This window comes from Candidatus Brocadia sapporoensis (assembly GCF_001753675.2).
In the GTDB taxonomy this organism is placed as follows: domain Bacteria; phylum Planctomycetota; class Brocadiia; order Brocadiales; family Brocadiaceae; genus Brocadia; species Brocadia sapporoensis.
The window spans coordinates 1-13,618 of the sequence record NZ_MJUW02000088.1 but is presented as its reverse complement, the minus strand read 5'-3'; the positions used below and the strand labels follow the sequence as shown (position 1 = coordinate 13,618).

11 protein-coding genes are annotated in these 13,618 nt (G+C 41.4%); 6 read left to right on the top strand and 5 right to left on the bottom strand.

Annotation, left to right across the window (positions count from 1 at the left end):
• Window positions 1–62 precede the first annotated feature (62 nt).
• The 3 genes from BIY37_RS08320 to BIY37_RS08310 all read left to right on the top strand — a co-directional run bounded on the left by BIY37_RS08320 (window position 63) and on the right by BIY37_RS08310 (window position 2,583).
• On the top strand, window positions 63–986 hold the full coding sequence (locus tag BIY37_RS08320; protein WP_070067380.1) for a hypothetical protein: 924 nt from the start codon (window positions 63–65) through the stop codon (window positions 984–986).
• Window positions 987–1,089: 103 nt separating this feature from the next.
• Complete coding sequence (locus BIY37_RS08315; RefSeq protein WP_070067379.1) at window positions 1,090–2,052, top strand: hypothetical protein; 963 nt, start codon at window positions 1,090–1,092, stop codon at window positions 2,050–2,052.
• 174 nt (window positions 2,053–2,226) lie between these two features.
• Window positions 2,227–2,583: a hypothetical protein gene (locus tag BIY37_RS08310; protein ID WP_070067378.1), complete on the top strand. Its 357-nt coding sequence runs from the start codon at window positions 2,227–2,229 to the stop codon at window positions 2,581–2,583.
• Window positions 2,584–2,733: 150 nt separating this feature from the next.
• Here BIY37_RS08310 and BIY37_RS08305 read toward each other — a convergent pair whose 3' ends face one another.
• The 3 genes from BIY37_RS08305 to nrfH form a co-directional block, all read right to left on the bottom strand.
• Complete coding sequence (locus BIY37_RS08305; protein WP_070067377.1) at window positions 2,734–3,732, bottom strand: aldo/keto reductase; 999 nt, start codon at window positions 3,730–3,732, stop codon at window positions 2,734–2,736.
• A gap of 418 nt (window positions 3,733–4,150) precedes the next feature.
• The gene (locus tag BIY37_RS08300; protein WP_070067376.1) at window positions 4,151–5,590 is read right to left on the bottom strand and encodes an ammonia-forming cytochrome c nitrite reductase subunit c552; all 1,440 of its coding nucleotides are present in this window, start codon (window positions 5,588–5,590) and stop codon (window positions 4,151–4,153) included.
• Between the two features lie 19 nt (window positions 5,591–5,609).
• Entirely contained in the window at window positions 5,610–6,074 is a 465-nt protein-coding gene (nrfH, locus tag BIY37_RS08295) for a cytochrome c nitrite reductase small subunit (RefSeq protein ID WP_070067375.1), read from the bottom strand.
• Window positions 6,075–6,435: 361 nt separating this feature from the next.
• On the opposite strand from nrfH, the gene BIY37_RS08290 reads away from it, so the two are divergent.
• Window positions 6,436–7,560, top strand: a complete 1,125-nt coding sequence (locus tag BIY37_RS08290; protein ID WP_070067374.1) for an RNA ligase — start codon at window positions 6,436–6,438, stop codon at window positions 7,558–7,560.
• Between the two features lie 129 nt (window positions 7,561–7,689).
• Here the strand turns inward: BIY37_RS08290 and BIY37_RS08285 are convergent, their stop codons facing one another.
• Complete coding sequence (locus BIY37_RS08285; protein ID WP_070067373.1) at window positions 7,690–8,406, bottom strand: RNA ligase partner protein; 717 nt, start codon at window positions 8,404–8,406, stop codon at window positions 7,690–7,692.
• A gap of 832 nt (window positions 8,407–9,238) precedes the next feature.
• Here BIY37_RS08285 and BIY37_RS08280 point away from each other — a divergent pair.
• On the top strand, window positions 9,239–10,159 hold the full coding sequence (locus tag BIY37_RS08280; RefSeq protein ID WP_143299221.1) for a hypothetical protein: 921 nt from the start codon (window positions 9,239–9,241) through the stop codon (window positions 10,157–10,159).
• A gap of 251 nt (window positions 10,160–10,410) precedes the next feature.
• Here the strand turns inward: BIY37_RS08280 and BIY37_RS08275 are convergent, their stop codons facing one another.
• The gene (locus BIY37_RS08275; RefSeq protein ID WP_179129342.1) at window positions 10,411–10,656 is read right to left on the bottom strand and encodes a hypothetical protein; all 246 of its coding nucleotides are present in this window, start codon (window positions 10,654–10,656) and stop codon (window positions 10,411–10,413) included.
• Window positions 10,657–11,102: 446 nt separating this feature from the next.
• Between BIY37_RS08275 and BIY37_RS08270 the strand changes: the two genes are divergently transcribed.
• Entirely contained in the window at window positions 11,103–12,875 is a 1,773-nt protein-coding gene (locus tag BIY37_RS08270) for a menaquinone biosynthesis decarboxylase (RefSeq protein ID WP_070067369.1), read from the top strand.
• Window positions 12,876–13,618: the final 743 nt, after the last annotated feature.

Here is a 13,618-nt window from a genome sequence, read left to right as displayed (position 1 = left end):
GCCGGATATCATAAATAAAAATAGAGGCGTTATTGCATTCAGGTATGGAAAGGAGTTGGGGTATGTATGGGTTTCAAATACTGGAAGTGGGAATTGGTCTGGCCCTTGTTTATTTTTTTTTGAGCCTGATTTGTCAGGCAGTTAATGAGTGGATTGCCAGCCGGCTAGGCATGCGCGCTAAATCCCTCGAAAATGCGATAAAAAAATTATTTAATGATCCCGGGAAAGAAGGTAAAGCAAAAGAATTCTATGAACATCCACTTATTAAAAGTCTCATGGACGACAAGAAACCGCCTTCCTATATTCCTGCAAAGACATTTTCACGTGTCTTGCTGGACATGATTACATCAACTCCCGCAGCAGCAGGAGCCAGGACATTTAATGGTGCGAGAGTTGTGATTTCTCATCTCAAGGAATCAGAAATAAAGGGCACATTGCTTTGTTTTTTCAATACGGCACAAGAAGACCTTGCGCATGTGCGCAAGGATATTGAAGACTGGTATGATAGTGCAATGGAACGTGTTTCCGGTTGGTACAAAAGGAAGATACAGTGGATCATATTGGGCATTTCTCTTGGCATAAGCTGGCTTTTCAATGCGGATAGTTTTACGATTGTAAATACCCTGTGGCGTGATAATGCCCTGAGAGCCTCGGTCGTTGCATCCGTGGAAGCGAGGGTCAGGAATGCCTCTCCATCCGGCCAAAACACCTCGTCACAGAGCATAGATGAGATTTATGCAGAGCTTCAAAAGCTTAATTTACCAATTGGATGGGTTATGCGCGATAATCCTAAGGCGTTACAAGACGACCCAAGAGCGGTTCCTGACGATATAAGGGGTTGGGTGTACAAAGTCTTAGGCATAATTGTCACTGCGCTTGCGGCAACTCAGGGTGCGGGTTTCTGGTTTGACATAATGAAAAGGTTTGTTGATATCCGCGGCGAAGGCAAAAAGCCCGAAGAGGGGAAAAAAGATTCTATAAGGTAATACGGCAAAAGGGAAAGAAGCATACTTCGTTTGTTTAACAAATCTGATTGTAATATACTTCTGAAAACTTGTTTTTATTCATTTGTGAGGAGGAGTCTTAGCTATGAGAAAGAAAAGAGGGTTATTTTTTAAAAATCCTGTCTTTGTGTCAGGAATACTAGGATTTGCCGGCATCATCCTTTTTTCCGCTGGTTGTGCTGCCCCGAATGCACAAAAAAGGATAGCTGACTTTTCTACGGCGCTATCTATTGCCACGACGAATACAACAGATGCCTTTGAAACCGTGGATCAGAAATTTTACTGCACCAGGGTAGCATTATTAGTTAATAACTACGACGAAAAAGGCTTTAACCCGAATACCGAAATGCATTTCCTCACCGGGCAGGATTTGGAGTCGCGTGAACAATTATTTAAGGGATTACAGCGCTACGCTCAAAAACTGGCAGACATCATGAGTGATACACAGATGAAAGAATTTGACGCCGAAACAAAGGCATTTGGGAAATCTCTCCAAAAACTAAGAGAAAATGACGCCTTCAAAAATATAAACAGCGGTGCTTCCCAGACGAATATCGATGCCTTTACCACAGCGGTTGATGTGGTTGGGCGTTTTTTTATTGATTACAAACGGGAGAAGGGAGTCAGAGAAATAGTTGCCGACATGAAGCAGCCCATCGAAAGCATTTGCAACACCCTTGTCTCTGATATTGGGCAGCCCATGGATAAAGCGGGGGCAGGGGGCTTTGGATTAAGAAATCAATCCTGGATCCAATATGAGGTAATGTTAAAGGAGCACATCAGCTTCATCGATCACCATAAAGATAAGTTTGATCCTGTAACAAAAGCAGAAGCTATCGCGAAACTTCCGGCTATCGTTGAAGAACAGTACAAGGCGGATCTGACCCTGAAGGCAACACAGGATACCTTAAGAAAACTCAGGATGACGCACAACGAATTGGTAAAGGCCTTTGATAAAACGTGCCCAACATTGGAGAATCTTATTGCTGAACTTATCGACGAGGGAAAAAGGGTAGGCAAATTTTATAAAAGTCTTGCAAAAGAATAACGGAATCTGACAGCACGGCACAGTTACAACCACATACCACTAGCAATGGGATAACATTTTCCTGAATACCCGTCTGTTTAACGGGGAATTAAAAGGATTGTGAAAAACCTTGTTACAAGAAAGAAGGTTTTACACACGAACACGATAGTTTTTCTACAATAAGGAGGATAGACCATGGCAAAGGAAGGAAAGAAAGAATTCACCCAGCAGGAAATCCGCGACCTTTTCGGCGAGCTTTATAAGGCCCTTGATGATGCGTACTGGAGTGCAACGACGATTGTCGATAAGGATCGCATCCGAGGGGTACAGGAAGGCGTATTTGACATCCTTACTGAATTGAACAGAGCGCACATTCAATCAAACACAGAAAAGTTCAAAGAACTAGTTTCAAAAGTTGATAATGTAAATAAACGGCTCGATACATTAAAAGCGGATATCGATAAAATTGTTCAGAGAATAGAAGTCGCGGTGCGTATGACAAAAATAATTGATAAGGTGCTTACCGAGGCAGTTAAGTATTTTAAAATTTAGAATTGTGGAATAAGGGTTAATTCAAACGTTCTTGTGAAGAGTCCGGTTTGCAGACTGCTCCCGAATTTTTAACGCAGACAAAACCCGGGACAAATTGCGCGGAAATAGATAATAACCGCCATTTTTGTTCATAGCATAGGAAAGCAAATCTCATGTAACGGTATCACGCGATGGTGGCGCCATGAACTCTGATCCGATCGGTTTCTTGATGGCGTCCCGGAGTATCTGGTCGATAATCATGCGCGACTCATCGTCAATAGCCCATCCCATAACCTCGCTAACGGCGTCTACCTGGCCGGGCCTGCGTGCTCCCCACAGGGCAATACTTACCCCAGGCTGATCAAGCAACCACCGAACCGCCAGCAACAGCACGCTTTTTTTAAAGCGTTTACGGGCAAAGCGATCGAGTTGTGCTACTGCTTCCAGGTACTCATCGTAGCGTGGTTGCTGGAATTTAGGGTCGATCCTGCGCAGGTCGTCTCCGGTGAATTGCGTATCGGGTTTCATCCTTCCCGTAAGCAGTCCGCGGCACAAGGCGCCGTAAGTGAGCGTCGTCAGATGGTATGTGCGGGTATAAGCAAGAACATCTTGTTCTTGCTGACGTTCAAACAGGTTATAAGGCGGCTGAACAACATGGAGTGGTGCAGCCTGACGGAAGATGTTCATTTGGTCGGGAGAGTAATTACTCACACCAATAGCGCGTATTTTGCCTTGCTGATACAACTGATTCATAGCGCTGGCGGATTCTTCTATCGGGACAGACGAATCAGGCCAATGTACCTGATAAATATCAATGACATCTGTACGCAGGCGCTGCAGCGAGTCTGTAACCTCTTGAAAGATACGTTTGCGTGAGGAATTGCGAACAATCTTTGTGCCGATCCATTCTAAACCAACCTTTGTAGCAATGATCACTTCTTCACGGCGGCCATACCGTTCTATTGCCTTACCAACAATTTCCTCTGACCGGCCCTGCCCGTAGACTGGTGCAGTATCGATGAGGTTAATTCCTTGTTCGAGGGCCTTGTGGATGGTGCGAATCGAAGTTTCCTCGTCTGTACCACCCCACATCCAGCCTCCAATTGCCCATGTTCCCAAGCCAATTCGCGAAGCGCTCAATTCTGTTCCCGTGATACTAATGTATTCCATAGTTGTAGCCGGACCGTGATCAAAACTTTAAAACTGTTCTCCTGCGTGTATATTGGATTTTGTTAAAGTGGAACCTAACCACTGAATTTTATAGACAACAGGGGAGGACGACAATGGAGAAATTTCCTGAACGCTATCGTAACAAAACCATGGGGTACTTTCAACGAATGATATTCAAAAGGCTTCTGCAACCGATGCGATGCTCAGTGGTCGGCAAAGCCTGGTTGATGTCCATCCAGAATTGGTAGAACAAACCTTAGTAAGCTTCAATGTATCAGGCGTTATGTCCTTTTTGGGAGAAAATCCCTCGGAAACTTTCGAATTATAGAAGGTCAATTTTTGCATACCGAAAATCATCTGCAGAAGTCAGGCATAGCATTTACGATAGCGATAAATTTATCTTATAAGAAATACTGCTTCAGTGTGCTGCTGTTTTCAATTTTAAAGCCTGAAGTTGTCCCTGCCGCGCATAATCAATTGCCTCACCAAGAATCCTCGCAGCTTCTTGTGGAGCGTGGAAACCCATGGCATTTTCTGCCGCCACAAAGTCCAAACGCCACTGTGCTTTGCGATGTAATGCCTGCGCTTCTTTCAGTTGTTCGTCAGGCACTCCCGATTCACGGGAATGCCGCAAATCATGAATAAGCGCCACAATTGCTTCCTCTGCCCGAATCATTAAACTTCTTGTTCGATTCTGAATCAACTCAACACGTGCTTTAAGTTCTGATTCGTTAAAATGATGGCAGGTCTGACACGCGTTGGAAATATTTAATAATGGGCTACGCACATGGTGATCGCTTATTTTTATTGCACCTTCCCGTTTGTAAGGCATGTGACAATCAGCGCATGCCACACCGCTGCGGGCATGAATCCCCTGGCTCCACGTTTCAAATTCAGGATGTTGCGCTTTAAGTATCTGCGCACCCGTTGATTTGTGAGTCCAATCTTTAAAGCCTACTTCATCATAATAATCTTCGATCTGATCTACTCCCATTCCTTTGTTCCAGGGATACGTTAAGAGTTTACCTTCGCCTTTAAAATAATACTCTACATGACATTGCCCGCAGACAAAAGAACGCATTTCCTGTCGTGTAGCCATGGTATTAACATCATATTCACCCTTACGCCCGTCTTTACGCCAGCGTTCAATGCTGGGTAAATGGGGTACCGGATAATCAGAACTGGCTAAGGTCCGGATTGCATTGAGAAAGGCAGGCCGGGTAGCGCGTAATTGCATGGTTTCAGGATCATGACAATCCACACAGGATACAGGATAGGAGACCAATTTGCGAGCCTCATCATAGGGCATCGCACAGATTATTTCAAAACCCTTCATAATTTGTTCTTGCCGATGAGCTTCATCCGCTGGTATGCCTGCTTTGATACCAGCCTCACGGTATGCGGGCAGGGTTGATGAATGGCAGTGCAGGCAAGCCCCTGGCTGTTTGACTATTTTTATACGCTCCGATATATCCTGGTCAGAGAGCATGTAAGCATGACCCCGGTCTTCTCGATAGTCTACGCCAAAAGCGTATCCTTTAAAGATCTCACGCCAAAGTGGATCGTCATCGAGTTTATTGAAGGCATCACTCCCACCGTGTCGGGTCCGCTCTGTATCCACTGTCCGGCGATATCCGTCATATTGACGAGGATAATTTTTACCCCAGGTAACAGGATCAATAGTGTCCTCCGTCACTTCCACCACGCGAAATACATGCTGTTTTGCCTCTTCTTTGCGTTGAGTAACGTTCTTTAATAGAAGAATAATTCCCACCGTTGCTGCAGCAACTACAACGATGGTTAACAAATAGAGAATCTTTGTGGCATTCCTAAAATGAACTGGTGATTGATGATTCATGGTTTCGTTTCTCCTAAATTTACCGTGCCGGACCGTGGCCGACGTTACTATGACAATGGATACAGTCTAGGATTTGCCGGTCATTGCCTGGATGAGTAGCAATTAAGCTCATGAATTCTCCATGACAATACAGGCAGTTTTTTTGCAAGATAATACGATTCTCTGGTTGAATACGGATTGGCTCATCAAAATCTTGCAAGGTAAAACCCTTCGAATGCCAGAAACCGTTTTTTAATTTTGTGAAATATTTTGGCACAAGCTCATGGGGTATATGGCAATCGTTACACGTTGCAACAGCATGATGACTCGCCTTTTGCCAGCCATCATACTGTTCACGCATGATGTGGCAGTTAACGCAAGCCTTCGGATCGTTTGATAGATAAGATGCCCCGTTTGCATAATAAAATGTATAGCTGCATAAACCGATAAATATCCCTATACAACAACACAGGAAGACAGTAAATGAATTTAAACCCGATAGCATCTCATCTTCCCTCACGTTTTAAATTAATGCGGATAAATTGAAATTTTTTGTCATGTAAAAAAAATTATTAAATACTTTTTTGAAAAAAACGCAAGGAAATAATCTGACAATTTATGGTTTGGACGAAACCCGGACGAAAGTTGGTAATACGAGGAAAAGAAAATAGAGGGACCAGATAAAAGTATCGGCTTGTCCAACAGGCGATGAATATTGCGCCAGTCAAGGCACATGATATTCGTGGGGATACGTGTTGAGTCGCATCAACAATACATCAGTTATCGGGTTTTAACTTGAAATCAAGGGTTTGGTTTGTGTAACATCGTGTCATATTTCAGAATCATAATGAGGAACGAGTTTGCATATGCAAATATACGATGTCGTTAAACAGGTTGGTATTGCCGAATCCATGTGGCGGGAGGCTCTAGAGAGACATAACGCTGTCAGCGAAGAATATGATGGCGTTCGTTTTTTTAGAATAACAAAAAAGATTGGCCCCATAGGGAGAGGTTCTATTGTTACCGAGGACGGGATTGTTTTTGGTTTTCCCAGAATCGCCCGGGTAGTACACTTAGAAAATGGCGTTCGCAACGCTTATACGCTGCCTTTTTATGTAGAAGAAAAAGTAGACGGTTATAATGTCAGGGTTATGCGTATTCAGGGACGAGTACTGGTTTTTTCCCGTGGTGCGTATGTTTGTCCGTTTTCAACAGACCGGGTTACCGATTTTTTAGATGTAAAGAAAATATTTGATGATATTCCGGGCCTGGTCATTTGTGGTGAATTTGCCGGGCCTGATAACCCCTATAACATTGAACATCCTCCTTATGTAAAGGAAGACATCAGGTTTTTTGCCTTTGATTTAATGATGATCAACCAACCTCACAGAGTTCCTGTTAATGAACGGTACAAAATCTTCGATAGCTATCGAATGCCCACGGTGAGAAGGTTTGGACAATTTTCAGCATCGGATATTCCTGGCCTGAAAAAAATTATAAAAGAACTCGAAGAGGCAGGATGTGAAGGGATAGTGATGAAACCGACCCATCCGTCAGAAAAGATTTTAAAGTATGTGACACTCAGCTCTTGTTTGCGGGATATTAACGTTACTGCTCCTTTGATGGCAGAAATGGCATCTGAATTTTTTACTCACCGGATTATTCGTGCAGCGATGTTTATTCATGAACAAATGCAGGTATTGCAACCAGAAGTTTTTTCGCAATTGGGTAAAGCTTTGCTGAAACCTATCTATGAAAATGTTGTGAAAGCGGCGCGGAATGAAGTCATTGATGAGAAATTTTTTCTCAGGTTTCGTGAAGAAAGAAATATCCAGCGGATGATAGATCATCTTCGTAAATGTAAAGTAAAGTTCGAGGTGTTATCGAAAAAGAACATAGGAAATTACTGGCAAGTTGAGTTTGCAAGAAAGTGTTACGCCTCGTACGAAATTCTTCAAAAACATCTGCAAGGCGCAACTCATGTGGACTAACTTCACTTTAAGGCGCGGATCTCAGCTTAATAAAAAACATGGAGAAAAACGGTTTCTTTTGCGCTCATGACAAAGGGGCAAGTTGATGACCACAGGGCAAGTGAAGATGATAGAAAACTCTCGAAATGATTAATTTTTTTCCTGCAACAACTTATCGAGTATACCGCGCAGCATACGGGGATCGAGGTAACGGATGCCAAGCTTGTCTGCCCATTTAACAATACCGGCATCAGCTGTCACCAGGATGCCATCGAGCTCTTTAGCCAGGAGGATCAGGTCTACATCCTCCTTACTGTCAATAATCCCTTCTCTCAGGGCAGCACGATATTTTTTCCTCAGATCGGCAATAGCGGCAGCCTCCAAAGATTCTGATTCCGTTTTGTAAGGAATCTCTTCTGTCATACGCACGTCCGGAAAAAGAAAGACTGATTTTTCACGCGATGTCTTTCGTCTTTTTTCCATCGCTTCTGATATCTTCAGACCCTTGTCAATCTTTTTCCGTACGGCTTCTTCAGCCACCCGCAACCCCTTGTCTATCCTGTGTCGCACGTCCTCGATAAGCTCGTATAGTAAAAAAGCCGGGACAGAAAGTTCATATCGCTTCGGAGGTTTTTGTATTATACGAATTTGAAGATCAGGAGGGATATCCTTTGCTTCAATAAAATTAAGTAATTCCTGGTAGATCGATGGAGGCATATAAAAGGATGTTCCTTCCAATTTACTGATGATTTCCAGAAACGAACGTAATGCTTCTGTTGGATTTAAACCGAACGATTGATACACTTCTGGATTAGTAAAAATACTCGTATCAATAATAATTCGTCCGTGCTTAATGTCTTTTTCCATAAAAAACCTTTCAGATGGACAGGGGAAAAGAGAATTGCGTAACCCGTAAGAAAAGGCATGCATCGTGTGTTGCATGCAGATTATGAATACGACAGGAATACCATTCCCATACTATACCCGGAGAAAAATTTCTACAAAAAAGAGTACTTGTGGGCTGCGTATACTGTCCGTTGATCCCTTCAAAAGCAGAAAATATTCTCCATCGAAGATAGAAGACTGTTTTTATGTGTACAAGAGGGAATATCTTTGAATATTGATTATCTTCAAACACACAAATATCTTGCATTGAAAAACTCCCTTTTCACATCAATTCAAAATTTTACACGTACAACTGTGGACGGTAGCATACTGAGCCGTATAATCTTTGTCAAGTTAATATAAGCTATTAATATTTTCTGACACTTTATCTTTCTGTTTTTACAGTACTTATAGACAAGAAGCTTAAACCTATGGTGGATAGATATGTGAAATATAAAAAAAAATTTATATCCTTGACTTAAAATGATTTACATACTAAAATGCAAAAATATTTAGAGAAGATACGCCTTTCTTTGATTGTTGAGGGTGATTGATAAAAATTTTTATAGATATTTAAAAATTCAAGATAAATTTTTTCTTGATAAAAAACCTATTTAGACTATTAATTATTAGTGATATCTTGCCGAAGATATTACTGAAATATGAAGAACAAAAATTTCTTTTTTAAAATAAGTTGTAATTGAAGATTTTTATGTCTTTTATTTGATAACGAATACTTTTTTTCTTGCTAATATTTATGGCCAGAGCAGAAACTCCCATATTTTCAATTCCGTTGAAACGGATTGATGGTTTTTTGACCGATAAAATTTGCTTTAGGGATGCAAAGGCGCGAACGCATCGCCCGGGCTTGGTCCTTGAAGTCGATGTTCATAACGAACGTCGCATGCTGGTTTTGGATAAATTTTTAATCAAGCATGAATATAGGATTTCTAAACAGAACGGAGAATGTTTTGTTGATGTAACCAATGATAGTAACCTTATCCATAGAAAGGGAAACATCGTTCCAGGCGCAATGACTGTTTCCAAAATCATTCTTCCTCTGGAAATTATCTTTTCAGAATTGGAAATATCTTCGGTAAACATAAAATTTACTGGTTCGGCTTATTATAGCGAAAGGACATGTAATCTGTTTTTATGGCAGTTTGTAAGTAATGACTATGTTCAAATTGAAGTAAAAACCTATCAACATGACAGGCCGATTGCAACGACAATCATCTTAGGCAGACTGAAAACTGCTGGCAGACAGGTCAAAGAAATAGATGAATCGACCGTAAATAAAAAATGTTTAGAAAGGGTACAAACCTATTTTGAGACATTGGGAATCCAAAGCAATTTTTATTTACAAAAGGAAGGATACAAAGATTATACATATCCTTTGGCCTATATTGCCTCATTACCATCAGCAGAAATTGTAAATCAACTCTCTGGACAGGGTGGTATGATTAATATATTGCGTATGGATTTTGGCAGTTATGAAAGGATCCCAATTACTGGTGATAAAGGGCCCGAGGTAAAGCTTGCAAGAGCAAAGAAGCGAAATACCTTCAATAAGATTATGGCGGAAATTGCTGAAGGACTTGTTACATACTATCGTGGTCTTGCTATCGTGAATCCCATAGCGAAATTCCACAATTCCAAAGAGCCGGTTATAGATACTATTAATAAGCTGATTAATACCGATTCTCAGGAAAAAGAATTCATTGCACCTACCTGATGTAGTTCGCATACGTTGTAACCTTGAAAGATATTGTTCATCCAAACATGAAAAAGATATTAAGAAATGAAATAGAAAAAATCCAGCGATAAACCTAAACAATATACTTGAGCAACTTATTACCCGGGGAGTTCCTCAGCAACTTTTAGGTGACTGGTAATTTCAATATCTTTTTACTCAGAAACAAGTCTTCGAAGAATAATTATATGACAACGTTTTCTGGCAGTCTTTTACTACAGGATTATCTTGTTTTATTGATTGTGTGTTATTTCTCTTATGTATTGTTGTTTTGCAAAACCAGACCCACCAAGGGGGTTCGCCAGGACAATTACTACCGGACATAGTTGGTAATTCCATTTCATTGCCGTCAACCGATGTTTCGGCCGTGCCTTCGGAATTATCAGGACAAAAAACCTTCTTGTTTTAAGCTGAGGCTCTACAATATCTCCGTAAATAGCTTCTTTGGTTTCTCCCATTATTCCAATTCCTGAACTCATGTTACACACAACCTTATTATCCAGATTGTTTGACACTTAACGTGACATTAGGCACAAGTTCCGTTTCGAAATATCACTTCCACGTTCCTGTAAGACCATAATCCATTACAAACTCGACCTTCTTCTGTGCACCCCTCTCAATCTTCACAGTTTGTTTAATTTTCAATAGTTCTTTTTTTACAATTGTAATAGGTATCCGGTAGTATTTATAAACTTTTATATTGTCTTATTTTGACACTTTCTTATAATATGCAATTATCACATAATTGAAATCAAATTATAAGAATAGTCGTGATAAAACTTCTCTTAAATTGCCAATACATCGGTGGTGAAGGAGATTATAAAAAATTACCAAAAAGTATTTTACCCAGGATGCTATAGTGCCACTGACAAAAAATGATGCCCCCCGTTAGTGGACTCCGTATGTATACGAATTTTTAGATCTCATGCGAATCTATTCATTACAAGATTTTATCAGGTATTTAGAAAAAACCGGTGAGCTGATTCGAATCAAAACCGAGGTGGATGCAAGATTGGAAGTAGTAGAAATTTCCATTCGGGCACTCCGAGAAGGCATGCCGGCACTTCTTTTTGAAAATGTTCGTGGTTTCCGATTTCCTCTGGCCATGAATGTCCTTGCCAGCGAAAAACGAATTGAGCTGGCACTGGGAAAACATCCTGACCAACTTGGTAATGAGTTGATTACCTTCATGGAAGAAGCCTTACCACCAAAACCGAAATTATTCTTTAAACATCCGGGAATAGTTAAACGTCTATTTTGCACCCTTCCTAAAACAATAGCCAGGCCCCCATCTCAGCAAGTAATTAGCAACCCTAATCTAAATGAGCTTCCTATTACGACCAGTTGGCCTGAAGACGGAGGACGTTTTATTACCTTGCCCCAGGTTTTCACCTGCGATCCTCGAACAGGAAAACGAAATGTAGGCATGTACCGTATGCAGGTATTTGACGAAAAAACAACCGGGATGCATTGGCAGATCCAAAAGGGTGGTGGATTTCATTATTATCAGGCAAAAAAGATGCAGAAGGAATTCCAAATCGCCGTGGCGCTTGGAACTGATCCGGCGCTTTTGCTAGCAACCGTTGCCGCATTGCCAGAAGGAATTGATGAAGTCATGTTCAGCGGTTTTCTTCGCGGCAAAAGGACAAGAATGGCCAAAGGCAAAACCATTTCTATGCTTGTGCCTGCCGATGCAGAATTTATTCTTGAAGGAACGGTTCATTTGTCTGAGCTGCGTATGGAAGGTCCTTTTGGAGACCATTTTGGGCATTATTCTAACGCCGCGGAGTTTCCGGTCTTTCATATTAACGTTATTACCCATCGAAGAAATCCTATTTATCCTGCAACAGTTGTGGGACGCCCGCCCATGGAGGATAAATATCTGGGAAATGCGACCCAGCAGATACTGGGGCCACTAATTCGTCTGATTCATCCGGAAATTCATGATCTCTGGGCTTATTATGAAGCCGGATTTCATAATCTGCTTGTGGTGTCTGTCGAGGAGCGATACCGTAAGGAGGCAATGAAAACAGCCCTTTCTGTTATGGGAGAAGGACAACTTTCTCTCACAAAATGTATTATTACTGTCTCTGAGGATGTCAACCCCCGTGACTTTCATGCAGTTCTCAAGGCAATCCGTGAAAATTTTGACCCTGCATATGATTTCATTATGATCCCAAAGGTGCCACTGGATACCCTCGATTTTACGAGTTATAAAATGAATTTAGGAAGCAAAATGATCATCGACGCCACGAGAGACGAATCAAGGAACGCCATACAGAAGGACGGGCTTAGATTGTCAGATTTTGAACGTTTGATGAAAATCATTGACACAAGAATTATGGATTGGAAAATCCTTGACGAAACGCTCTTGGTTGTCACAGTGCCTGACAACGGGAAAGAAATCGTTGCAAAATTAACAAAATCTCCAGAAATTATTGGGCCGAAAATTATCGCAGCAGTTAGCCCTGACGTTAATATTCATGATCTGGAACAAACTATCTGGGGAATATTCACCCGATTCGATGCCGAACGGGATATTGTATTTACTCAAGAAAAATTAGTGGGTGTCAGCCCTATATTCAGAGGGAAAATGGGTATTGATGCCACCTGGAAGACGGGTTATCCTTTACCACTTGTTATGCCGGATGAAATAATTGACAAAGTAAACAAGCGCTGGGATACCTACTGGAAATAGATAAAGGTTTATGTATTATCAGGCTATCCGAGAATGTAGCGTTCTGGTTTTTTTATAAAACCATAAAAAATGAGTCAATGCAGTTGCAAAGCAGACATTCTATGATTTAATAAAACGCAATGAAATCTCCCCAGCAAACCCAAACGGAGCAGTTAATCTTTTTCACCGAGTCGCCCCATTTATACTTAGCAACCCGACCGTATCATTATTTCCCTCACCAGAGGAAACTCGACCGAGGAGAATCAATCATATAGTTAAATTTAAGCCGTCTCATGAATTCCAGAAACCCCTGATGGGATTTACTTCCGAGGCGTTTTTAGATTATGTCGAAACAGTAATACCCAAAGACCTAAGGTGTACCCCATTGTCTGGACAATGGGGTACACCTTAGTATGTCCGGAAGGGAAGCGGTTAATGTATTGGAAGACCAGAACAAAGAAGACTGAGAGCCGTCAGTGGAATCATAAGGTTTAAAAGGGGAGGGAGTGTGGGACATGTCAGAAGCGGTCATTATGCACAAAGGTAAAGGCGAGGGAACTTTTAATAGATATTCAAGAACCTCTCTTACAAAAGATGCCGAAATTGGGAATAAGACCCGCAATGGAATAAGATGATACAAGGAAAACAAGCTCTCCCTGAGTAGTTCATGTACTTTTTCATACGAAAATACAAAATTATGATTTGGATGCAGCATTGTCCGGTTAGGGAATTGCGAAAGAGCGTCTCTGTTGTTCTTTGAGATT